Origin of the sequence: Sphingorhabdus sp. SMR4y (genome assembly GCF_002218195.1) — a bacterium.
Lineage (GTDB): Bacteria > Pseudomonadota > Alphaproteobacteria > Sphingomonadales > Sphingomonadaceae > Parasphingorhabdus.
The window spans coordinates 785,400-807,317 of the sequence record NZ_CP022336.1 but is presented as its reverse complement, the minus strand read 5'-3'; the positions used below and the strand labels follow the sequence as shown (position 1 = coordinate 807,317).

Sequence of the window (21,918 nt, the reverse complement as noted above, 5' to 3'; positions counted from 1 at the left end):
CCGCCAATCCATCAAGAGAGACGGCTATGTCTGAACCTTTCTATATCACCACCGCAATAAGCTATCCCAATGGGCGCCCGCACATTGGCCATGCTTATGAAGCCATTGCTGCTGACGCAATTGCCCGTTTTCACCGGCTGAGCGGCCGCGATGTCCGTCTGATCACCGGTACCGACGAACATGGACTGAAAATGGTCCAGACCGCGCGGGATGCGGGCGTCGAAACGATCAAGCTTGCCGATGAAATGTCATCATATTTCATAGAGATGTGCAGCAAGCTTAATATCGGTCATGACGGATTCCGGCGAACCAGTGAACCGGAGCATCACGAGGCCAGCAAGGCATTGTGGAAGGCAATGGAAGCCAATGGCGATCTCTATCTGGATCGCTATGAAGGCTGGTATTCGGTACGCGACGAAGCCTTCTATGCAGAAGAGGAACTGGAGACAGGCGAGGGGGGCGAAAAGCTGTCGCCCCAAGGTACGCCGGTGCAATGGACTGCGGAAGAGACCTGGTTTTTCAAACTGTCCAAATATCAGGACAAGTTGCTGAAATTATATGAGGATCATCCCGAATTCATCCAGCCCGAAAGCCGGCGGAACGAAGTCATGCGCTTTGTCGAAGGTGGATTGCGAGATCTCAGTGTTTCCCGAACCAGCTTTGACTGGGGCGTTCCGGTGCCCGGATCACCGGGTCATGTGATGTATGTCTGGGTCGATGCGCTGACCACCTATATGACCGGGGTCGGCTATCCCGATACCGAGGGGATGTTCGCCAAATATTGGCCGGCCGACCTCCATCTTATCGGCAAGGATATCGTGCGCTTTCATGCAGTCTACTGGCCCGCTTTTCTGATGAGCGCCGGCCTGCCATTGCCCAAACAGATTTTCGGTCACGGCTTTTTGCTGAACCGCGGCGAGAAAATGTCGAAATCGGTCGGGAACGTCGTAGATCCGATGGAACTGGCGGAACGCTTCGGTGTCGATCAGCTCCGCTATTTCCTGCTCGCCGACGTCGTTTTCGGCAAGGACGGGACCTATTCGGCGGAAGCCATCATTACCAAGACCAATGCCGATCTGGCCAATAATTTCGGCAATCTTGCGCAGCGAAGCCTGTCGATGATTGCCAAAAATTGCGACGGGAAAATACCGTCACGTGGCGAACCCACAGCGGCGGAACTGGAATTGCTGAGCCAGCTGGACAGTTGTTTTTCGGATGTGCAATCGGCGATGACCGGCGGCCTTTTCAAAATCGATCAGGCGCTCGATGTCATTCGCGAACGGCTGAGCGCCACCAATATATACTTCGCCGACCAGGCGCCTTGGGCATTGCGCAAGACCGACCCTGCGCGCGCCGACACTGTGCTCTACCATACGGCAGAAGCGATCCGTCAACTGGCGATCATGCTGCGCTGGGTGATGCCCGACAGCTGCGACCGGATGCTCGATCTGCTGGCGCAGTCGCCGGACAGCCGCGGTTTTGAACATCTGGGCAGTCCGATAGAGCAGGGGCTCGACTTGCCGAAGCCGGAGGGGGTTTTCCCACGCCTCGAAATGCTGAAAGATGAGGCCGGAGCCTGATATGCTCGTCGATAGCCACTGCCATTTAAATTATAAGGGTCTGGTAGAAGAGCAGGGCGCTGCCCTTGATCGCGCACGGCAAAGCGGTGTCACGGCAATGCTCAACATCTCGACACGCGAGCGCGAATGGCGCGATATCGTGGCCACGGCCGAGCGGGAAAAGGATGTCTGGGCCAGCATCGGTATCCACCCGCATGAAGCCGACGCGCATCCCGATATCGATCTCGCAAAGCTGCTGGAAGAGGCCGCGCATCCACGGGTGGTTGCGATTGGAGAAACCGGGCTGGATTATTATTATGATCACAGCGACCGGGACCGCCAGAAACAGAGCTTTCGCACGCATATTCACGCGGCGCGCGAAACCGGCTTGCCGATCATTGTCCATACGCGCGATGCCGAGGCTGATACGGCCGCAATCATGGCGGAAGAAATGGAGCAGGGCGCCTACACCGGTGTCATCCACTGCTTCACCGCAAGCGAGGATTTTGCCCGGAAAGCTCTCGCTTTGGGTCTCTATATTTCGATCTCCGGTATCGTGACGTTCAAAAATGCCAAAGACCTGAAGGAAACGGCAGCGAAATTGCCAGCAGACCGGCTTCTGGTCGAAACAGATGCTCCCTTTCTGGCGCCGGTCCCGCATCGTGGGAAGACAGGGGAGCCCGCCTTTGTCGCCGATACCGCTCGCTATCTGGCCGAGCTGCGTGGCGAGGATTATGATCAGCTTTGCGAAACGACCAGTCGCAATTTCTACCAATTGTTTAACAAGGCACGTCCCTGAATGTGGCTTTGAAACTGACGATATTGGGATGCGGGACGTCGGCGGGGGTGCCGCGGATCGGCAATGACTGGGGCGAGTGCGACCCGAATGAGCCGAAGAACCGGCGAAGCCGGGTGTCCATTCTGGTAGAAAGCGCTGCCACCCGAATTCTGGTCGATACCTCGCCTGATCTGCGCAACCAGTTTCTGGATAATGGAATAGACCGGATAGACGCTGTTATCTGGACGCATGATCACGCCGATCACTGCCACGGGATTGATGATCTCAGGGCGGTATTCCAGCAGAAGCGTCAGCCGATTCCGGGCTATGCCCGTCCATTCGCACTCGAGAGCCTGCAACATCGCTTCGCTTATGCCTTCGAGGGACATAAATATTATCCATCGATCTGCGAGGCCCATATATTGGACGGCGATGTCACTATTGGCGACATCACGGTCCGCCATGTCGACCAGCCGCATGGCAGTATCACCTCTGCCGGACTGCGGTTCGAACATCAGGGGCGATCGATCGTCTATGCCACCGATTTTGGCGAGGTTACCGCCGATATGCGCGCCCTGTATCAGGGGTGCGATCTGCTGGTTGTCGATGCGTTGCGCGATGAACCGCATCCCACGCATGCGCATCTGGATATGACACTCGATCTGATTGATGATGCCAAGCCGGGACTGAGCCTGTTAACACATATGGACAAGTCGATGGATTATCACCATCTTGTGTCCATCCTGCCCGATCACGTCCGGCCCGCTTATGACGGCTTTGTGAAGGAAATCTGATATCTTGACCGAAGACCAGAATATCAATCTCGTTTTTGCCATTGGCGCTCTGGTGCTCGTGGCGAGCGCGTTATTCTCGCGACGAATTGGTTTTGGCGAGATCGTGCGAACGGCTCTGGCCTGGTTCGCCATATTTGCTCTGTTCATCGTCGGTTTCTCCTACAAGCAGGAGATTATGGCGGTCTGGAGCCGGGTTTCCGGGGAACTCACAGGCGCCCATGACCAGGTTGTTGTCGGCGAAACCCTGCGCATTCGGCAATCGGTTGACGGTCATTTCTGGGTCGATGCAAAGGTTAACGCGAAGCCGGTCCGCTTCCTGATCGATAGCGGAGCGACAACGACGGCGATGACCTTGCGGACGGCCGAGGCAGCCGGCATCGAGATCAGCAGTAGTCCGTTTCCGGTGATATTAAGCACGGCAAATGGCTCGGTCGAAGCGCAGCGCGGGCGCATCCAGTCTTTACAGGTTGGGCCACTGGAGATGGCGGACTTGCCGGTTGTCGTCGCGGAAGAATTTGGTGATGCGAATGTGATCGGTATGAATTTTCTCTCAAAACTGGGAAGTTGGCGGGTTGCGGGGGGCGAAATGGTACTGGAGCCCGTTGCGTCCGGCAATCCGTAATTTAACATAATATATATTATCAACCTTAATCATGGGTTAGAACGGAAGAGCTTTTGATTGATCCCCTGCTAGAAATCATGCGGCGTTTACGCGATCCGGACGAGGGTTGTGACTGGGACAAGGTGCAAAGCTTCGAGACCATAGCGCCCTATACGATCGAGGAAGCCTATGAAGTCGCCGACGCGATAAATCGCGAGGATATGTTGGCGCTCAAGGACGAACTCGGCGATCTCCTGCTCCAGGTCGTGTTTCATAGCCAGATTGCAGCCGATACAGGCGAATTTGACTTCGACGATGTCGTGTCATCGATCTGTGACAAGATGACGCGGCGTCACCCGCATATCTTCGGCGCAGCTGAACAGAGCCCGGGTTGGGAGCAGATCAAGGCGGATGAACGGGCGCAGACGGGTCAGTCGAGTGCGCTCGACGGTGTGGCGCTTGCCCTGCCCGCGCTGTTGCGCGCGCAGAAAATCCAGAAGCGGGCGGCGCGGGTCGGCTTTGACTGGCCCGACAAGGCACCGGTGAAAGAGAAGTTGCTGGAAGAACTGGAAGAAATTGCGGCCGCCACCAGCGGTGCGGAAATCCACGAGGAAATCGGCGACCTGCTTTTTTCCGCCGTGAATCTGGCTCGGCATTACAAGGTTGACGCAGAACGCGCGCTCGCCGATGCGACAGGCAAATTCACCAGAAGATTCAATCAGATAGAGTCCAGTGTTGGCGGTGACTTGCAAGATATGACGATCGAAGAACTGGAAGCGGAATGGCAAAAGGCCAAGGCTCGCCTGGCCGGCGGCTGAAGCGTCATTCCAGCGCGTCGAAGCGGCCCCAGTTGCGCGGTGACATTTCCACGGTGACGCTCAGTTTGTCACCATCCTGCTCGCTGTTCAGAACCCGGCCATTTTCGTGCAGCCATGCCATTTTCCTGCCATCGGAGGCCTCGACGGTGATCGTGTCCGATTTATAGCCCTCGGACAGCGTTCTGGAGATCAGGTTGACCAGATCATCGACACCTTCACCGGTCGCCGCAGAAATCGTGCAAACATTGTCCGGCAATGCTGACGTAATGCGGCTATATTGCGGGTCATCGGGCCCGATCGTGTCGATCTTGTTCCATGCCTCGATAACGGGAGGCCCCTCGCCCGCTTCCTCGGATACACCGAGATCCGCCAATATCTGCCGGACATCGCGGGCCTGAGCATCGCTGGCCTCGTGCGAAATATCCCGCACATGGACGACGATGTCAGCGGCGCCCACCTCTTCCAGTGTCGCCCGGAAAGCGGCGACCAATTGTGTCGGCAGATCGGAGACGAAGCCCACCGTGTCGGACAAAATCGCCTTGTCATATCCCGGCAGCGGAAATTCCCGCATCGTCGGATCGAGTGTCGCAAAGAGCAGGTCTTCGGCAAAAACGTCGGCACCGGACAAGCGGTTGAACAATGTTGATTTGCCGGCATTGGTATAGCCGACCAGCGCGATCACCGGCCAGGGCGCTCGCTGCCTGCGTTCGCGGTGGAGGGAGCGGGTCTTGCGCAAATGGGTCAGATCCTTGCGCAACTTGGCCATGCGGTCGCGGATCATCCGGCGATCTGACTCGATCTGGGTTTCACCTGGCCCGCCGAGAAAGCCAAATCCGCCCCGCTGCCGTTCCAGATGGGTCCAGCTGCGGACAAGTCGACCGGCCTGATAATCGAGATGCGCGAGTTCCACCTGCAGACGACCTTCCGCGGTCGCCGCCCGCGCCCCGAAAATCTCCAGAATGAGGCCGGTGCGATCGATGACCTTGACCTCCAGCTTCTCTTCGAGATTGCGCTGCTGGATAGCGCTGAGGCTGCCGTCGACAATCAATATCGAGGCGCCCTGCTCCTGCATCATTTTGCGGATCTGGTCCACCTGACCGGAACCGAAAAGGGTCGCCGGCTTGGGATTGCGGACCGAGAAATAATGGGACGCGGTCGCAACCAGCCCGATAGCAAGAGCGAGACCGACAGCTTCTTCCAGGCGATGCTCAAGCGCGGACTGGCTTAGCGACACCATGTCGGGATGTACGACGAGCGCTTTCTGGCTCTTGCTGTCGAGACTGTCCTTCTCAAATGGTATCAATGCGCACCATCGTCGGCATTGTTATAATCCGCCAGATTCAGCGGACCCCCGGGCTGCACGGTGGATATCGCGTGCTTGTAAACCAGTTGCGACAGCCCTTCCCGCTCAAGCAGGATGCAGAACAGGTCATGCGCAGCGACTTCGCCCTGCAGCATTACGCCGTTGACGAGAAACATCGTCACCGGATCATTGCTGTCACGCACCGCGGTCAGAAAGACTTCCTGCAAAACCCCGGGGCGGTTCTTAGCCTTGTCCATCAGATCGGAGAAAGGCTGTGTGTCGAGCGATTCCGAAGGCATGATCGTCGAAATGGCATGTTTGTACACCAGCTGGGATTGACCGTCGCGGCGCAGCAGGACGGAAAAATTGTCAAACCAGGTCACAATGCCCTGCAGCTTGACGCCCTTGACCAGAAACATGGTGACAGGAGTTTTAGATTTGCGGAGGGAGTTCAGGAATAAATCCTGCAAGTTGTTCGATTTATCGGTCATATTTGACTCCAATTATTGGCCAGCTTTGCGATGGCATATTATTATTTCTCTGACGGCATCTGCTCTTCTCGGGGAGCCTTGGCCTTCATATATGATATTCGGCCTGTCTCGACAACCGTCAAGCCCGCAATCTCATTCGACGTCGGATTTCTTTCGTGAAGCGAGGCCCAATATCTTCAGTTTCCGGTGCAGGGCCGATCGCTCCATACCGATGAAATTGGCCGTTTTGGAGATGTTGCCGGAGAAACGCCGGATCTGCACCTTCAGATATTCGCGCTCGAAACTTTCCCGTGCTTCGCGCAAGGGCGAGCCCATCAACGATGCGACCCCCTGGTCAAGATCATCATCATTGCCGAGAATTTCCGGCGGCAACATGTCCACTTCAATTTTCGAAAACCCGTCTTTCGGGGCCAATATGATCGTTCGCTCGACCACATTGCGCAACTGGCGAACATTGCCCGGCCAGTCGCAGGCTTGCAGTGCCGCCATGGCTTCATCGGAAATCTCCGGCGGCTGCAACCGCTGTTCCGCTGCAAAGCGGGCTGCATAATGGTCGACGAGAACCGGAATATCCTCGCGCCGCTGGTTCAGCGGTGGCAGCACCACGGGCACCACGTTGAGCCGGTAGAACAGATCTTCGCGGAAGCGTTTCTCTCGGATCTCGACTTCCAGATCGCGCGAGGTTGCCGAGACAACCCGGACATCGACATTCACCTTTTGCGAGCCGCCAAGCCGGTTGAAACTCTGCTCGGTAAGGACCCGTAATATCTTGCCCTGGGTGTCCAGCGGCATGTCGGCGACTTCATCGATGAACAGGGTTCCGCCATGGGCCTCTTCCATCAGGCCGGTTTTCTCGATCTTGCCGTTGCGTTCGGTGCCGAACAATTCCTCTTCGACGCTTTCCGGCGACAGCCGCGCGGCGCTGATGGTGACAAAAGCGGCGTCGGAACGCGAACTCCAATTGTGCATAAGCCGCGCGGCCACTTCCTTGCCGACTCCCGCCGGACCGGAAATCAGCAGACGGCTGCCGGTGCCGGCGACGCGTTTCAACGTAGCGCGGACATTATTCACCGCCGCCGAATTGCCGGTCAGTTCATCGGCAAAGCCGACGCGCGCCTTGAGAATTTCATTTTCCCGGCGCAGCCGGTCGGTCTCTGTGGCGCGTGATACCAGATGCAGCAGATGTTCGGCTTCAAAGGGCTTTTCGATAAAGTCGACCGCGCCTTGTGATATGGCGGCGACCGCCGTGTCGATATTGCCATGACCCGAGATCACGATGATCGGCATTTTCGCGTCGAGCTGCTTCAACTCGGTCAGCAGCTCCAGCCCGTCGAGACGCGAACCTCTCAGCCAGACGTCGAGCAGCACCAGCGAAGGCCGTCGCTCGTTGACAGCCGCCAGCGCTGCGTCACTGTCGGCGGCCACCCGGGTGGTATAGCCTTCGTCTTCCAGAACACCGGATATCAGATCACGGATATCGGGTTCGTCGTCGACAACCAGAATATCTAACGCCATGTTGAACCTCTATTCCTCATTCTATTCATTATGCAATTCGCTATGATCCCCGTTCGGGCTATCGTCGGCTGTATCGTCCGAAATCTGCGTATCTCCATGGGTCAGCCGCGCCAGTTGCGATGGGCTGAACCTTATGGTCACCCGGGTACCGCCATCAGGGGCGTCGCTGAACTTCATCTCGCCGAAATGTTCCTCGATGATCTTCTTCACGATCGCGAGGCCCAGTCCGGTGCCGCTGGCCCGGGTTGTCATATAGGGTTCCACGATCCGGTCGCGCTCGATTGGCAGTCCGATGCCATTGTCCGTCAGCTCGATCACGACAATCTGGTTTTCACTGCGGATTTCCAGATTTATCTGACCGTCGGAAAGCTGAAAATCCGCGCTGGATTCGGCTCTTTGCTCAATCGCTTCTGCAGCATTCTTGATGATATTGGTGAAGGCCTGCCCCAGCTGCCGACGATCGCAGACCAGCGATATCGGCTGATCGTCCGAGTGGAAGTCAAACGCGATAGCGGGCCAAGCGACATCCTGCATGAACAGTGCCTGTTTCAGCACGTCGTCGATATTTTCCCGCCGGAAAACCGGTTTCGGCATCCGTGCGAAGGAGGAAAATTCGTCGACGATATTCCGAAGATCGCCAACCTGCCGAATGATAGTATTGGTGAGATTTTCGAATATGCTGACGTCATCCGTCATCCGCGAGCCAAACCGGCGCTGCAGCCGTTCGGCCGCGAGCTGGATCGGCGTGAGCGGATTCTTGATCTCGTGAGCGATGCGTCGGGCCACGTCGGACCAGGCGGCCCGCCGTTGATCCAGCAATTGCTGTGTGATGTCTTCAAAGGTGATGACATGGCCGGTCGGTCCGCCGACAATCTTCACCGCCAGGGTGCGCATGTCGGAATCGGAGGCAAATTCGATGATGCTGTTCTCGACACCCTCCTGGACGAGTTCGGCAAATTGCGGTGCCGCCGTGCCGATATCGGCCTCGAGCAGATCATCAATCGGCTTGGAGAGCAGCGACTGGGCTTGCGAATTGACAAGCCTGATCTCGCCTTTTTCATCCAGGCTGATGATCCCGGCAGTGACCGATTCCAGCACGGCCTCGATGAAGGCGCGGCGGCTTCCCAACTGTTCGTTTGCCGTGATCAGAGCGGTGGTCTGGGTCTCCAGCCGCTCGGTCATGCGGTTGAACGCGCGCCCCAATGTGCCGATTTCGTCATTTTCAAAGGTTGTCGGCACCCGGGTGGCCAGGTCGCCCTCGGTCACCCGCTTCGCCGCGTGGACCAGATCGCTGACCGGCTTCACCATCCGGTCGGCAACGGCCAGCGCGATCCACAAAACCAGCCCGACAATCAGCAGCGAGATGACGAACAGAGCGATGTTGAACTGCAACTGCAGACTGCGCGATCGCGAAAACAGATCCTCATAGTCGGCGAGCACCGATTGCGCCCTCTCCCACTGGCTCAGCGCCAGCATGTCGGAGTCGCGGGCCGCGTATAGGAATATGCGTGAATTCAGGTCGAGCGCGGTAACCGCCTCGATCTTGTTCGGCCTTGCGGTGACGACATAGCTTTGCCCCTGTTGCAATTGCTCGAGCACCGCATCGGTTATCTTCGGCTGCTGGTCCGTGTCATCGGGATCCACCGCCGCCGCCGTCCGGGCAACGCCATCCGCCCCATATTCGATGATCGCCGATTCATTGAGCTTTCGCGAGAGCACCTGAAACACATAGCCTTCGGCAAATTGCGGGCTTTCAAGATCGGCCTGTTGCAAATAGTTGCGCAGATCATTGGCCATGGTGATCGTCTCTTCACCGACTTCCCGCTGATTCTGCTCATAATAGCCGCGCGCCAGATCATTTGCATTTTCCAGCATGCCGCGGGCGCGATCGGAAAACCAGAATTCCACGCCATATTGGAACAGCAGCGACGCAAAAATCACCACCAGCACCATCGGGATGCTGGCTACCAGCGAGAACAGGGCAACCAGACGGACATGCAGGCGGCCCTTGCTGCCGATCGACGATTGCGCCGCCCTGCCCTTGGCGATCCGGCGTCCAAACAGGACCAACAGGGTCATCGCCGGAATCAGGTTTGCCACCAGCAGAGCAGCAGTAAGCGGCGGAGATATAAAGTCTGTCTGGTCGGATTGGGTGCGCAGCAGAAAATAGGTGCCCAGCATGATCACGCCGAACAGCAGTGCGACGATCCATTCGACCCGCCGCATCACCGCCTCTTTTTCGGCCATTAGCGACAGGCGCCGCAGCCAATTGGGGACGCGCGGTTCCGTCAGGGGATTGGACACTGTCATTGTGCTTTCAATACAACAGATTCGTTGCGGAAAAAGCACAAATATTGTAAAAATATCACGGTTGGGCGAAGCAATCCTTCACTTCATCGTGACATGTCATTTCGACTCGGAAGGATCGATTTGATATTCGTTCAACTTCTTGCGTAACGTATTGCGGTTGATCCCCAGAATTTTGGCGGCCTTGATCTGATTGCCGTGGGCATGATGCATCATTTCGGACAGCAGTGGTTTCTCGAACTTTTCCAGCGCCTGGGCGTAGAGATTTTCCTTTTCCGGCGCCGCCATCAGATCCAGCACCATCGCCTTGATATGGGCTTCGAATTCCATGTGGGCCGACTGGGCCCGATCTTCGCTGCGCTCGGTTGCGAGGATCTGCCGGATGGCGTCTTCCGACAGCGTATCCTCTCTGCCGGTCACGACGAGCCGGTAGATGACATTTTTCAATTCCCTGACATTGCCGCGCCAATAATGGTGGCAGAGCAGGTTCATTCCTTCCTCGGAAATCTGCTTTAGGGGCAGTCCCTCGGTGACAGCGAGTTTGAGAAAATGCTGTGTCAGCGCCGGAATGTCACTCGACCGTTCTCGGAGCGGCGGCAGTTCGATCGGCACGACATTGATCCGGTAATAGAGATCTTCGCGGAACTTGCCCTGTTCGATCAGGTCGAGAAAATCGTGGTTCGTCGCCGCGATGATGCGCACGTCGAGCTTGACCGGACCCTTGCCGCCGACCCGGTTGATTTCGCCGGATTGCAGCGCGCGCAGCAGCCGGGTCTGGGCGTGCATCGGCATGTCGCCGATTTCGTCGAGAAACAGCGTGCCGCCCTGGGCCTGTTCGAACTTGCCCGAGGCATTGGCGACGGCACCGGTGAAGGCGCCCTTTTCATGGCCGAACAGCTCCGCCTCGATCAGTTCCGAGGGGATCGCGGCCATGTTGACCGCGATGAACGGGCCGGATTTGCGGTGGCCGAGTCCGTGAATCGCCTCGGCGACCAGTTCCTTGCCGGTGCCGGATTCGCCGAGCACGAGCACCGACAGGTCGTTTTTCAGCAGTCGGGCGATCATCCGGTACACTTCCTGCATTGCCGGACTGCGGCCGACCAGCGGCAGGCTTTCCTCGTCCATCGAGGGTTCGACCGGTTGGATATTCCTGGGCTTCAGGGCCTGGCCGACAACTTGCACCAGTTCGTCGAGATCAAATGGCTTGGGCAGATATTCAAAGGCCCCGGTCTCCGACGCGCGGACTGCGGTGTTGAGCGTGTTCTGGGCAGAGATGATAATGATCGGGATATCGGGATGGGTCGACTTGACGCTGTCGAGCGAGGATATCCCGTCGCCCTCCCCTTCGCCCAGCCCGACATCGGTGAGCAGCAGGTCATAGTGGCTGCTTGACATCAGCGCGTCGCGCTCGGCGATCGATTTGCAATTTTCGACGTCATAGCCTTCGGCGCGCAGAGCGGTGATGATGACATGGCTGACCGACAGATCGTCCTCTACCAATATGATTTTTTCTTTGGCCATGATTGAAGTCCTGACGTCAGTTTTTCGGAGCAACGGGAAGGAATAGAGTGAAGCGGCTCATCTCGTCCTGATTCTCACGATCGTAGCGGATGCGCCCGTTCATATCGCGCATCAACTTTTTCACCAGCGCGAGGCCTAGCCCCTGTCCTTCCTTCTTGGTCGAGACGAAGGGCGAGAAAATTTCGCGCTCCAGTTCGGCGGGAACGCCCGGACCATTGTCGCAGACCATGATCTGGATCGGCAGGCGGACCGCCGCCGTTTCTCCCTGGGCCGAGAGCGACGCGCCAAAGCTGTAGCGGGTAATGATGCGGATCTGCGGGTCTGGCAGATGTCTGGTTGCGTCGACGGCATTGGCGAGAAGATTGGTCAACACCTGCATCATCGCATCCGGATCGATCAGCGCGTCCGGCAGGGACGGGTCGAATTTGTCGTGGATCTTCACCGCCTGGCCGGTTGCCGCCTCGGTCGAACGCCGGGCACGGTCGATCAGGGTGTGAATATTGACGGCCTTGGTCTGGGCCGGTTGATTGGAGGACAGGGTCTGCATCCGGTTGAGCAGATTGACCACGCGCTCCACTTCCGCCGTAATCATCTGGGTTAGCGGTTTCTGGCTGTCATCGAGCTGCCGGTCGAGCAATTGAGCTGCGCCCTTGATGGCTGCCAGCGGGTTCTTGATCTCATGGCTGAGTATGTCCGGTGCGCGGATGGCCAGGGTGGACGGATCATTATTCTCATCTTCGAGTATCGGACCATCCTGGGGCATGGGTGTCAGGGAAATCAGGCGCCAGCCGGAATCGGAGGCCAGCGGGTGAATGTCAAAATCGACAATCCCCAGCTTGCGTTCTTCGCCGGATATCATAACTCCGCGTGCGGTCAGGCTGATGTCCCGTTCGGTCCGGGCAGCGTCCAGCCTGGGATCCGAGAAATACAGTATTTTATCGATTCTGCGACCCACCAGATGTTTGGCACTGGTGCCAAACAGGGCTTCCCCGGCGGGATTGACCCGGGTCACCATATGGTCCGAGTCGACGACCAGAAGCGCTTGGCTCAGCCCGGCCAGAATGTGTTCAGCCGGAGGCGTCCCGTCCATCAAGCGGCCGCTTTGTTCAACCAGGGTGAATAGAATTCCTCGAGCATTTCGAGCACGACATAGGGATCGCTCTCGCTATTCGCCCGGTTGCGAAATTCCGCCGAGCCGGTCAGGCCCTTGGTGTACCAGCCGATATGCTTGCGCGCCACCTTGACGCCAACATGTTCGCCATAGAGTTTCAGCATGTCGCGATAATGTTCGTCGAGAATGGCATATTGCGTGGCAATATCGGGATCCGGCAGGCGCTCCCCGGTCTTGAACCAGTGCATGAATTGCCCCAGCAACCACGGTTTGCCATACGCTCCCCGACCGATCATCACACCGTCGGCGCCGCTCTGTTCCAGTGCTTTCTGCCCGTCCTCGATGGAGCAGATATCGCCGTTGACGATTACCGGCAGCGATACCGCCTGCTTGACCTTGCTGACAAAGGCCCAGTCCGCGCTGTCGCGATACATCTGGCACCGCGTCCGGCCGTGCACGACGATCATCTTTGCGCCCAGATCCTCTGCGATATGCGCAAGTTCCGGGGCGTTCAGGCTTTGATGATCCCAGCCCATCCGCATCTTGACGGTTACCGGTACATTGACAGCTTCCACCGTGGCCTTGATCAGTGAGGCGGCGAGCGGAAGATCGCGCATCAGCGCCGATCCGGCATCGCCGTTGACGACCTTCTTCACCGGGCAGCCCATGTTGATATCGATGATCTGCGCGCCGCGATCCTCGTTCAGTCTTGCCGCATCGGCCATCACAGCGGGGTCACAGCCGGCGAGCTGCATCGATACCGGCTCCTCGGACGCGTCCCACGCGCACTTCTGAAGCGACTGGCGGGTCTCCCGGATCATCGCCTGGCTGGCGATCATTTCGGTTACATTGAGTCCGGAGCCAAATCGCCGCACCAGTTTGCGGAACGGCAAATCGGTAACACCGGTCATCGGTGCCAGAATGACCGGACTTTCAATTTTCAGATCGCCGATGAAGATGGGATTGATTTTCATATCTACTGCCTAAATTTTAAGCAGCCTCTACCGACAAATCATTTTCGAGGCAAGAATTGCTTCATACTCCTTCTCGGCGTAGATCGCGATTCATGGTTACGAGCCCCAATCCCTCCGTACAGACCCACGCGCTCATCGTGGCCGCCGGTGTCGGTGCGCGGTCCGGGCTGGACCGTCCCAAGCAGTTCGAAACCATCGCTGGCAAGCCTATGATCCGGCACAGTGTCGAGAGACTGTCATCCCATCCCGGTATCGATCAAATATGGATCGTGGTTGCGAAAGGACAGGAAGCCTTTGTGGATCAGGCTCTTGCCCCCCTTTCCTCTTGCAAGATCGTGATCGGCGGTGCGACGCGCCAGCAATCGGTTTACAATGGGCTGACAGAGATCCGGCGCGCGGGCGGCGGAAAATATGTCCTGGTCCATGATGCCGCGCGACCCTTTGTGCCGGATATTGTGGTCGATCAGCTTCTTGAACGGCTAAAAAGCGCGCCCGCGGTCATTCCGATATTGCCGTGCGTCGATACGATGGTGCAGCTTGATCGCGACCAACTCGACCGGACGGTCGACCGGAACAGCCTTTGGCGCGTGCAAACACCGCAGGCATTCGACTTTCCGAAACTGGTCGCCGCCCATGAAAATTATTCCGGCGGCAAAGACGCCAGTGACGACGCGCAGATTTTTCAGGCTGCCGGACATGCGGTGTCGACGGTCGCCGGTGACGAAGCGCTCAAGAAATATACTTTACCGGCGGATTTTGCCGCAAAAGGATCAGAATATATGGCTCAGACACGGACCGGAATGGGCTTTGACGTTCACCGCCTGGCGGCGGGGGAGGAATTATGGCTGGGTGGCGTGAAAATCGATCACGATAAAGGCCTTGCCGGGCACAGCGACGCCGATGTGCTGTTGCACGCGCTGACGGATGCCTTGCTCGGAACAATCGCCGCCGGTGATATTGGCGACCATTTCCCACCCTCGGACCCGCAATGGCGCGGTGCGGCATCTTCGCGGTTTCTGGAACATGCCGCTGCGCTGGTCGCCGGGCGAGGCGGTCAGATTCAGAATGTCGACATGACGATCATCTGCGAGGCGCCCAAAATCAAGCCGCATAGGGATGCCATTCGGGAGAAGATTGCATCCCTGCTGAAGCTTGACCAGAATCAGGTCAGCGTTAAAGCAACCACGACCGAAGGTCTGGGCTTTACCGGACGCAAAGAAGGTATAGCGGCGCAAGCCATTGCCACGATAATATTGGAAGGATAGAAAATGAGAAAGCTTGCATGTTGCGTCACTTTGCTCAGCGCGCTCAACATAGGAGCGGCCCAGGCCGCTGAAACGAAGGCCTGTGTGTCAGCCGAACAGGCCAATGCCATATTCACCTATATCCTCCCGGTTGTCTTTGACGCAGCGGGATCGAAATGCAGCCCCCATCTCGACCAGAATGTACCGCTGATGCAGCAAGAATCTGAATCCTATCAAAAATATAGCATCGCATCCGAACAGGCCTGGCCCACCGCCAAGCACGGCATCAGAATTATGTTTGGTGAGAAAATGCCGGAAAGCATGGACGTCGAAGCCATGCGTCCCTTCCTCGACGGTCTCGTTACCGCCATGGTCAGCGACGGTATCAAGCCCAAAAGCTGCGCGATCATCAGCGAGGCTTATACCTTGCTGGAGCCTTTGCCGGCGGCCAATTTCGGCGGTTTGATCGGGCTGTTCATGAAGCTGGGAGCTGAAGGGGATAAAAAGCCACCGATAAATATTTGTGAAACCACGGATAAATAGACTATCCTTACCGTTATGGAAAATCTTCTTCCCCCCGAGCTGGCCAGGTTGGCGAACAAGGTCATCGAGCAGAATCGCAAGGCCGGGCGGCGGATTACCGTGGCCGAAAGCTGTACCGGTGGGCTGGTCGCCGCCGCATTGACCGAAGTGGCGGGTAGCAGCGATGTGTTCGATTGCGGATATATCACCTATTCCAACGATGCCAAACAGGCCATGGTGGGCGTCAGCGGAGACTTGCTCGAGACATTTGGCGCCGTATCCATCGCCGTCGCTTGGGAAATGGCGCAGGGTGCTCTCGATAAATCCGGTTGCGATGTTGCCGTCGCGATTACCGGAGTCGCGGGGCCTGGTGGTGGAACGGAGAAAAAGCCGGTCGGAACAGTCGTCTTCGCCAAGGCTGAAAAAGGCAAAAGCGTTGACGATGTGGTAGCAGACCGCAAGAATTTCGGTGACGACAAGAGTCGCGCGGATATCCGCTTTCAGGCCGTGCTGGTTGCGCTCGAACTGTTGCTGCCCGACGAAGCCGTGTAGCTGCTGCCATAAATCTCGCCGGCCCGGTCGACGAAGGCACTGGTCATCTTGTGCAGGGCCTTGGCGAACATCTGCCCTGCCAGTTTCTCGAACATGCGGTTCTTGAACGTGAATTCGACATAGAAGTCGACGTGGCAACCACCGCCCGCGCGCGGACGAAAGCGCCATTCATTGTGCAATTGCTTCAGTGGGCCATCGAGATAATCAACGTCGATCGACTGGTTCCGGACCTTGATGACGCGCGATGAAAACTGCTCTCTCAGGCCTTTGAAGCCCACCAGTACATCGGCCAGCATTTCGGTTTCGCTATTGGACCGGATACGCGTTCCGACAACCCAGGGCAGAAATTCCTGATAGCGACCGACATCGGCGACCAGCGCATACATTTGTGCGGCGCTGTATGGCAGGTCACGGGTTTCCCTATGGACGGGCATTCAGATCACCGGAACGCGCCAGTTTTTCCTCGCGCGCCTGACGCATCTTCGCAAAATCCTCTCCGGCGTGATAGCTGGAGCGGGTCAGCGGGCTGGATGCGACCAGCAGAAAACCCTTGGCCCGGGCGACCGATGCGTAGGCGTCGAACGCCTGCGGCTTGACGAATTCGCTGACCTTCACATGTTTGGTCGTAGGCTGAAGATACTGGCCCATGGTCAGGAAGTCGATATCGGCGCTGCGCATATCGTCCATCACCTGATGCACCTCGAGCCGCTGTTCGCTCAGGCCGAGCATGATGCCCGACTTGGTGAAGATCGACGGGTCGAGCCGCTTGACCTGCTCGAGCAGGCGCAGCGAGGCATAATAGCGCGCGCCGGGGCGGATCGTCGGATAGAGCCGCGGGACGGTCTCAAGATTGTGATTATAGACGTCGGGGCGGGCCGCGACGATAGCCTCGACCGCCGCTTCGGTCTTGTTGCGGAAATCCGGCGTCAAAATTTCAATCGTGGTCTTCGGTGTCGTCCGGCGAAGCGCCTCGATCACCTTCACAAACTGGCTGGCGCCGCCATCGGCCAGATCGTCCCGATCGACCGATGTGATAACAATATGCTCCAGGCCCAGTTTGGCGGCTGCGTCGGCCGTGTGCTGGGGCTCCTGCTGATCGACCGGCATCGGCATGCCGGTCTTGACGTTGCAGAAGGCGCAGGCCCGGGTGCAGACATCGCCAAGGATCATTACCGTGGCATGTTTCTTTGTCCAGCATTCGCCGATATTCGGGCAAGCCGCTTCTTCACAAACCGTATTAAGTTTATGCTCGCGCATCAGCGCGCGGGTTTTCTCGAATTCCGCGCCCATTGGCGCCTTGACGCGAATCCAGTCGGGCTTGCGCAAGCGTTCGGGGCGGGGCTCCGGCGGAGTGATCTTGGTAATTTCGTTCATTTCTATCAGATAGGGAAAGAAAACCACTCTTGCCACCCCCAAAACCGGTGATATGGATCGAAACATGACTAAATTTACAGACTTGCTCGACGGCTATCGCCGCTTCCGTTCCGACCAATGGCACACCCAGCGGGAACGCTGGAATGAACTCAAGGAGGGCCAGAGTCCGAAGGTGATGATCATCGCCTGCAGTGACAGCCGGGTCGACCCGACCCAGATTTTCGACACCAATCCGGGCGAGACATTCATCGTCCGCAATGTGGCCGCGCTGGTGCCCCCTTTCGAGACTACACCGGGACAGCATGGTGTGTCGGCGGCGCTCGAATTTGCGGTCCAGTTTCTCGAGGTTGAGGAAGTGGTGGTCATGGGCCATGGCAGCTGTGGCGGTTGTGCCGCTGCACTGTCCGAGCAGATGAAAGACATGCCACACGGCAAAGGCGGGTTTATTGCCGACTGGATAACCCTGCTCGACGACGCCCGGGCCAAGGTTGCGCACGATCACGGCGATCTTGCCGGAGCTGACGCCCAGCTCGCCATGGAGCATGAAGGCGTCCGCACCAGTCTCGCCAATTTGCGCACCTTCCCCTGTATTCAGGAAAAAGAGGCCAATGGCTCGATTCGCCTGATCGGCGCCTGGTTCGCGATCGCCGAGGGCAAGCTGCACGTGCTCGACCAGGAGAGCAACGAATTCTCCGTCGTCGACTGAATCCGACCGGAAATGTCGTGAATTCAGAGGCTTGATTCGCCATGTTGAGAATGTTCCGGATTTTGCCGGAAGGTTTCGCCTGGCTTTGCCGATGAACTTTACAAACTTTACACGGTTATAAGAAAATATCCTGCTCCGGACGCCGGGTCAAAGAGGAGCGGGCGCGCGAACGCTATTCGCGAGCAGACAAAGTCCGTATGTCAAAGAGCCGCCTGCCTTATAATCGATCGGCTCTGCTGTAGGACAGGCTTTTTCCTCTTGAACGCCCTCCCCGCGCGGTCCATCAAAGCGTCATGAACCAACATAATGACAATATCGCCCTGCTGATCGATTCCGACAATGCCAGCCACAATGGTCTCGATCCCGTGCTGACCGCGCTCGCCGAACTGGGCACTGTGAATATCCGCCGCGCCTATGGCAACTGGCGCAAACAGTCGCTCAAGGGCTGGGTCGACATATTGCACAAATATGGCGTCGAGCCGCAACAGCAGTTTGACATGACCAAGGGCAAGAATGCCACCGATATGAAAATGACGATTGACGCCATGGACCTGCTGTTTCGCGGCAATGTCACCGGTTTCGGGATCATGAGCAGCGACAGCGACTTCATGCCGCTGGCGATGCGGATCCGGCAGGAGGGACTGCCGGTCTATGGTTTCGGAAGTGCCAAGACGCCGGAAGCCTTCAAGCAGGCCTGCAGCCGCTTTATCGACGTCGATGCGCTGATCAAGGCCGACCGGCGTCACCGTTCCGGAAGCGGTAAAAGTGACGTCAAGCCGTCAACCAAGGGCGAGACGCCAAACGGAACCGGCGACAGCAACGGCGGCAAGGTGGATGACGAGTTGCTCAATCTCCTGATCGACGCCTATCAGGCCACAAAACGCGATGCCGAGGGCTATGCCAGTCTCAGCGAAGTCGGCAAGATTGCCGGCAACCGATCGAGCTTCGATGTCCGCAACTATGGCTTTTCGCGGCTTTCCGAAATGTTTGAAGAGGTTCCCAACTTTCAGACGAAACGCGATGATAACGGGCAATTATTTGTGAAACGGCTTCGGTAGTTTTGTCTCCCGGGGGGATATATTTCCCTGAACCGGGATCCACCGGCAGGCTCAGGACGAATGGCCCTCAGCCGGAGCAGTGCCACTCCCTCTGTTGTGCGAAAAAGGGCGCGCTGGTCCAGACCAGGGCCCCTGCCAAAAAGGCAGGTGGTGACTCGCGCGTCAAAATCGTTATGACCGTCGGATGCAAACCGGAGCTCTCTTTTCACTCGCCCTTTATTTCATCCTGATGCTGGCCATCGGCTATTATGCCTGGCGCAAATCGACCGACAGCAGCGAAGGCTATTTGCTGGGAGGACGGGATCTTCACCCGGCGGTGGCGGCGCTGTCCGCCGGGGCGTCCGACATGTCGGGCTGGCTGTTGCTCGGCCTGCCCGGCGCGCTTTATGCGGCGGGACTGGTCGAGGTGTGGATTGGCATCGGGCTGTTTGTCGGCGCGCTGGTCAACTGGATCGTCGTCGCGCCGCGGTTGCGGGCGCAGACGGAAAGCTACGGTAACGCCCTCACCATCCCCGAATTTCTAGCGAACCGCTTTCCCGACAAGGCATTGGCTCTGCGGGTGACTTCGGCGATCATCATCGTATTATTCTTTGCCGTCTATACCGCAGCCGGTCTGGTCGGTGGCGGCAAACTGTTCGAGACCAGCTTTGCCGGCCTGTTCGGCGATACCGGCATGAGCGATTATATGACGGGCATCTGGCTGACCGCGGGCGTAGTGCTCGCCTATACAATGGTCGGCGGTTTCCTGGCTGTGAGCCTGACCGACTTTGTGCAGGGTTGTATCATGGTCGTGGCACTGGTGCTGATGCCGCTGGTGGTTCTGACCAGCGATGGCGGCCTGGGTGCCGCCAGCGCCCAACTGAACGCGATCGATCCCGATTTCCTCAGCCTGACCGCCGGATTGTCGTTTATCGGCTTTCTCTCGGCGATCACCTGGGGGCTCGGCTATTTTGGCCAGCCACATATCATCGTCCGCTTCATGGCGATCCGCTCGGTGCCGCAGGTGGCCACCGCGCGCAATATCGGCATGAGCTGGATGGGCGTCGCCCTGCTCGGCGCGATCGGCGTCGGCATCACTGGCCGCGCCTATGTCGAGATGAACGGGCTGACGCTGGAGGATCCGGAAACCATCTTTATATTGTTGGCCAACACCCTGTTTCACCCGCTGATCACCGGCTTCCTTCTCGCCGCATTGCTCGCCGCGATCATGAGCACGATCAGTTCGCAATTGCTGGTTTCATCGAGCTCGCTGACCGAGGACTTTTACCGCCTGTTCCTGCGCAAGAACGCGAGCGAGCGGGAAACCGTCAATATCGGACGGTTGTTTGTGGCGCTGGTGGCGCTGGTCGCTATCTATATTGCCCGCGATCCGGACAGCAAGGTGCTGGGGCTGGTGTCAAACGCCTGGGCCGGCTTTGGTGCCGCGTTCGGACCGCTGATCCTGCTGTCGCTGACCTGGAAACGGATGACCGGCGCGGGCGCTGTGTCGGGACTGGTGGTCGGGGCCGGCGTGGTGATCCTGTGGATCTCGATGGACTGGAACAGCGCATTCATGGGCGGACCGGGGATTTACGAGATCATCCCGGGCTTTGTAGCGGCGATGGCGGCGATTGTCGGGGTTAGTCTGGCTGGGAAACCGGCTGCTACGGCTTGATACTGCCGGTCATTTTTCAGAGAAAACATTGCACTTTCCTTCTTCCGTGAGGGAGAAGGATGTGAAGACTTGCGAACTTGTTCGCTGGTCGTAGCTGGATGAGGGTGTTCCACATTGCAGATAACGGAACGCCCTCTTTCAACTCTGCCTAATCGCCAGAGCGATAAGGCTCTGTACCCTTCTTCCTCACGGGAGAAGGCCTGTAGTGGAGTTTTTCTGGATCACTATGAACTGGAACAAGGAATTCGTCGGAGCTCCCGGGGTTTACGGGATCATTCCCAGCCTTGTCGCAGCGTTAGTGGCAATTGTCGGGGGTAGTCTGGGGGGAACGCAGACCGAGGATATTTAAAACGCCTGATCATTGTGATATATTCGCGTCATGACTTCACAGGATGCCATCCCCACTTCCCATCAAAAGGCGCTGCTGACCACACAGGAGTTTTACCTGTTATGTGAATCGGGGACCTTTCGGGAGTGCGCGAAAGCCGAGTTGCTGGATGGAGAAATCTATACCATGAACGCACAGCATCGACCGCATGTCATGGCCAAAATGGACCTTTATGACGCCATCAGGGACAGGCTAAACGATACAGGATCAACCTTGCGGGCCGTGCTGGAAGCGACTGTCGAACTCGACGCAGGCAACGCTCCCGAGCCCGACATCATTCTGACATCGGAACCGTATGGCGAGGGAGCAATTCCCGGCTCGTCAGTTGCGCTTATCGTGGAGATCTCAGACACCACGCTGATAATGGATATGGGCAAGAAACAAGCCATCTATGCTCAGGCAGCCGTTGCCGAATATTGGGTCGTCGATTTGGAAGGCGGGAAATTGCACCAGATGTGGTCCGTGAAGGACGATGTCTATCTCGAAAAACGCGCATTGCCATTCGGCGCAAAGGTCACTTGCGAAACTGTCGGGCAACTGGCTGTTACACTGGATATAGGACCGGCATACCGGACTTGATCCGCTGCCCAGAGCGGCTAGACATCACAGCCATTGATCGCCGCTCTGGTTGTTGAATCAAGTTCAGCA

21 protein-coding genes are annotated in these 21,918 nt (G+C 57.6%); 12 read left to right on the top strand and 9 right to left on the bottom strand.

The annotated features are described in order from the left end of the window. Positions 1-26: 26 nt before the first annotated feature. The 5 genes from metG to mazG are packed head-to-tail and all read left to right on the top strand — an operon-like array spanning position 27 to position 4,550. Entirely contained in the window at positions 27-1,580 is a 1,554-nt protein-coding gene (metG, locus tag SPHFLASMR4Y_RS03835) for a methionine--tRNA ligase (RefSeq protein ID WP_089132380.1), read from the top strand. 1 nt (position 1,581) lies between these two features. Beyond that, positions 1,582-2,358, top strand: a complete 777-nt coding sequence (locus SPHFLASMR4Y_RS03830; protein ID WP_089132379.1) for a TatD family hydrolase — start codon at positions 1,582-1,584, stop codon at positions 2,356-2,358. A gap of 2 nt (positions 2,359-2,360) precedes the next feature. After that, the gene (locus SPHFLASMR4Y_RS03825; protein ID WP_089132378.1) at positions 2,361-3,131 is read left to right on the top strand and encodes an MBL fold metallo-hydrolase; all 771 of its coding nucleotides are present in this window, start codon (positions 2,361-2,363) and stop codon (positions 3,129-3,131) included. Positions 3,132-3,135: 4 nt separating this feature from the next. After that, entirely contained in the window at positions 3,136-3,753 is a 618-nt protein-coding gene (locus SPHFLASMR4Y_RS03820) for a TIGR02281 family clan AA aspartic protease (protein ID WP_089132377.1), read from the top strand. Between the two features lie 53 nt (positions 3,754-3,806). Further along, positions 3,807-4,550, top strand: a complete 744-nt coding sequence (gene mazG, locus SPHFLASMR4Y_RS03815; RefSeq protein ID WP_089132376.1) for a nucleoside triphosphate pyrophosphohydrolase — start codon at positions 3,807-3,809, stop codon at positions 4,548-4,550. Between the two features lie 4 nt (positions 4,551-4,554). On the opposite strand, the gene hflX is transcribed toward mazG, so the two are convergent. The 7 genes from hflX to dusB form a co-directional block, all read right to left on the bottom strand. After that, on the bottom strand, positions 4,555-5,853 hold the full coding sequence (hflX, locus tag SPHFLASMR4Y_RS03810) for a GTPase HflX (protein WP_089132375.1): 1,299 nt from the start codon (positions 5,851-5,853) through the stop codon (positions 4,555-4,557). Continuing rightward, on the bottom strand, positions 5,850-6,344 hold the full coding sequence (gene hfq, locus SPHFLASMR4Y_RS03805; protein ID WP_089132374.1) for an RNA chaperone Hfq: 495 nt from the start codon (positions 6,342-6,344) through the stop codon (positions 5,850-5,852). Before hfq ends, hflX begins: the two co-directional genes overlap by 4 nt. A gap of 132 nt (positions 6,345-6,476) precedes the next feature. Further along, positions 6,477-7,859, bottom strand: a complete 1,383-nt coding sequence (locus tag SPHFLASMR4Y_RS03800; RefSeq protein ID WP_089132373.1) for a sigma-54-dependent transcriptional regulator — start codon at positions 7,857-7,859, stop codon at positions 6,477-6,479. Between the two features lie 21 nt (positions 7,860-7,880). After that, positions 7,881-10,169 carry an ATP-binding protein gene (locus SPHFLASMR4Y_RS03795; protein ID WP_260807060.1) on the bottom strand — a complete coding sequence of 763 codons (2,289 nt, stop codon included), beginning with the start codon at positions 10,167-10,169 and terminating at the stop codon, positions 7,881-7,883. Positions 10,170-10,265: 96 nt separating this feature from the next. Continuing rightward, complete coding sequence (gene ntrC, locus SPHFLASMR4Y_RS03790) at positions 10,266-11,687, bottom strand: nitrogen regulation protein NR(I) (RefSeq protein ID WP_089132372.1); 1,422 nt, start codon at positions 11,685-11,687, stop codon at positions 10,266-10,268. A gap of 16 nt (positions 11,688-11,703) precedes the next feature. Then, the gene (locus SPHFLASMR4Y_RS03785; protein WP_089132371.1) at positions 11,704-12,777 is read right to left on the bottom strand and encodes a two-component system sensor histidine kinase NtrB; all 1,074 of its coding nucleotides are present in this window, start codon (positions 12,775-12,777) and stop codon (positions 11,704-11,706) included. Beyond that, positions 12,777-13,772 carry a tRNA dihydrouridine synthase DusB gene (gene dusB, locus SPHFLASMR4Y_RS03780; RefSeq protein WP_089132370.1) on the bottom strand — a complete coding sequence of 332 codons (996 nt, stop codon included), beginning with the start codon at positions 13,770-13,772 and terminating at the stop codon, positions 12,777-12,779. The genes SPHFLASMR4Y_RS03785 and dusB overlap by 1 nt, the downstream gene beginning before the upstream one ends. Before the next feature lie 92 nt (positions 13,773-13,864). Between dusB and SPHFLASMR4Y_RS03775 the strand changes: the two genes are divergently transcribed. From SPHFLASMR4Y_RS03775 to SPHFLASMR4Y_RS03765, 3 genes are read left to right on the top strand one after another with little or no spacing between them, the layout of a single operon-like run. After that, the gene (locus SPHFLASMR4Y_RS03775; protein ID WP_089132369.1) at positions 13,865-15,037 is read left to right on the top strand and encodes a bifunctional 2-C-methyl-D-erythritol 4-phosphate cytidylyltransferase/2-C-methyl-D-erythritol 2,4-cyclodiphosphate synthase; all 1,173 of its coding nucleotides are present in this window, start codon (positions 13,865-13,867) and stop codon (positions 15,035-15,037) included. A gap of 3 nt (positions 15,038-15,040) precedes the next feature. Further along, the gene (locus SPHFLASMR4Y_RS03770; protein WP_145955449.1) at positions 15,041-15,559 is read left to right on the top strand and encodes a hypothetical protein; all 519 of its coding nucleotides are present in this window, start codon (positions 15,041-15,043) and stop codon (positions 15,557-15,559) included. A 15-nt stretch (positions 15,560-15,574) separates the two neighbouring features. Then, a complete protein-coding gene (locus SPHFLASMR4Y_RS03765; RefSeq protein ID WP_089132367.1) occupies positions 15,575-16,090 on the top strand; it encodes a CinA family protein in 516 nt (171 codons plus the stop codon). Here SPHFLASMR4Y_RS03765 and SPHFLASMR4Y_RS03760 read toward each other — a convergent pair. Then, positions 16,039-16,524, bottom strand: coding sequence for a type II toxin-antitoxin system RatA family toxin (locus SPHFLASMR4Y_RS03760; protein ID WP_089132366.1), 486 nt, complete (start codon positions 16,522-16,524; stop codon positions 16,039-16,041). The two genes, SPHFLASMR4Y_RS03765 and SPHFLASMR4Y_RS03760, sit on opposite strands and share 52 nt — an antisense overlap. Beyond that, a complete protein-coding gene (lipA, locus tag SPHFLASMR4Y_RS03755) occupies positions 16,511-17,464 on the bottom strand; it encodes a lipoyl synthase (RefSeq protein ID WP_089134661.1) in 954 nt (317 codons plus the stop codon). The genes SPHFLASMR4Y_RS03760 and lipA overlap by 14 nt, the downstream gene beginning before the upstream one ends. A 64-nt stretch (positions 17,465-17,528) precedes the next feature. Between lipA and SPHFLASMR4Y_RS03750 the strand changes: the two genes are divergently transcribed. From SPHFLASMR4Y_RS03750 to SPHFLASMR4Y_RS03735, 4 genes are all read left to right on the top strand, one after another. Further along, positions 17,529-18,170: a carbonic anhydrase gene (locus SPHFLASMR4Y_RS03750; RefSeq protein WP_089134660.1), complete on the top strand. Its 642-nt coding sequence runs from the start codon at positions 17,529-17,531 to the stop codon at positions 18,168-18,170. A gap of 293 nt (positions 18,171-18,463) precedes the next feature. Next, a complete protein-coding gene (locus tag SPHFLASMR4Y_RS03745) occupies positions 18,464-19,228 on the top strand; it encodes an NYN domain-containing protein (protein WP_089132365.1) in 765 nt (254 codons plus the stop codon). 184 nt (positions 19,229-19,412) lie between these two features. Continuing rightward, positions 19,413-20,882, top strand: a complete 1,470-nt coding sequence (putP, locus tag SPHFLASMR4Y_RS03740; protein WP_089132364.1) for a sodium/proline symporter PutP — start codon at positions 19,413-19,415, stop codon at positions 20,880-20,882. Between the two features lie 379 nt (positions 20,883-21,261). Further along, positions 21,262-21,849 carry a Uma2 family endonuclease gene (locus SPHFLASMR4Y_RS03735; protein WP_089132363.1) on the top strand — a complete coding sequence of 196 codons (588 nt, stop codon included), beginning with the start codon at positions 21,262-21,264 and terminating at the stop codon, positions 21,847-21,849. Positions 21,850-21,918: the final 69 nt, after the last annotated feature.

Excerpts from the sequence above, each read along its gene's own strand:
- SPHFLASMR4Y_RS03770 (WP_145955449.1), top strand. The coding sequence starts at position 15,041 with ATGAGAAAGCTTGCATGTTGCGTCACTTTGCTCAGCGCGCTCAACATA.
- SPHFLASMR4Y_RS03775 (WP_089132369.1), top strand. The coding sequence starts at position 13,865 with ATGGTTACGAGCCCCAATCCCTCCGTACAGACCCACGCGCTCATCGTG.
- SPHFLASMR4Y_RS03760 (WP_089132366.1), bottom strand. The coding sequence starts at position 16,524 with ATGCCCGTCCATAGGGAAACCCGTGACCTGCCATACAGCGCCGCACAA.
- SPHFLASMR4Y_RS03795 (WP_260807060.1), bottom strand. The coding sequence starts at position 10,169 with ATGACAGTGTCCAATCCCCTGACGGAACCGCGCGTCCCCAATTGGCTG.
- metG (WP_089132380.1), top strand. The coding sequence starts at position 27 with ATGTCTGAACCTTTCTATATCACCACCGCAATAAGCTATCCCAATGGG.
- putP (WP_089132364.1), top strand. The coding sequence starts at position 19,413 with ATGCAAACCGGAGCTCTCTTTTCACTCGCCCTTTATTTCATCCTGATG.
- SPHFLASMR4Y_RS03750 (WP_089134660.1), top strand. The coding sequence starts at position 17,529 with ATGACTAAATTTACAGACTTGCTCGACGGCTATCGCCGCTTCCGTTCC.
- SPHFLASMR4Y_RS03735 (WP_089132363.1), top strand. The coding sequence starts at position 21,262 with ATGACTTCACAGGATGCCATCCCCACTTCCCATCAAAAGGCGCTGCTG.
- SPHFLASMR4Y_RS03800 (WP_089132373.1), bottom strand. The coding sequence starts at position 7,859 with ATGGCGTTAGATATTCTGGTTGTCGACGACGAACCCGATATCCGTGAT.
- SPHFLASMR4Y_RS03745 (WP_089132365.1), top strand. The coding sequence starts at position 18,464 with ATGAACCAACATAATGACAATATCGCCCTGCTGATCGATTCCGACAAT.
- hfq (WP_089132374.1), bottom strand. The coding sequence starts at position 6,344 with ATGACCGATAAATCGAACAACTTGCAGGATTTATTCCTGAACTCCCTC.
- ntrC (WP_089132372.1), bottom strand. The coding sequence starts at position 11,687 with ATGGCCAAAGAAAAAATCATATTGGTAGAGGACGATCTGTCGGTCAGC.
- dusB (WP_089132370.1), bottom strand. The coding sequence starts at position 13,772 with ATGAAAATCAATCCCATCTTCATCGGCGATCTGAAAATTGAAAGTCCG.
- SPHFLASMR4Y_RS03765 (WP_089132367.1), top strand. The coding sequence starts at position 15,575 with ATGGAAAATCTTCTTCCCCCCGAGCTGGCCAGGTTGGCGAACAAGGTC.
- SPHFLASMR4Y_RS03785 (WP_089132371.1), bottom strand. The coding sequence starts at position 12,777 with ATGGACGGGACGCCTCCGGCTGAACACATTCTGGCCGGGCTGAGCCAA.
- lipA (WP_089134661.1), bottom strand. The coding sequence starts at position 17,464 with ATGAACGAAATTACCAAGATCACTCCGCCGGAGCCCCGCCCCGAACGC.
- SPHFLASMR4Y_RS03830 (WP_089132379.1), top strand. The coding sequence starts at position 1,582 with ATGCTCGTCGATAGCCACTGCCATTTAAATTATAAGGGTCTGGTAGAA.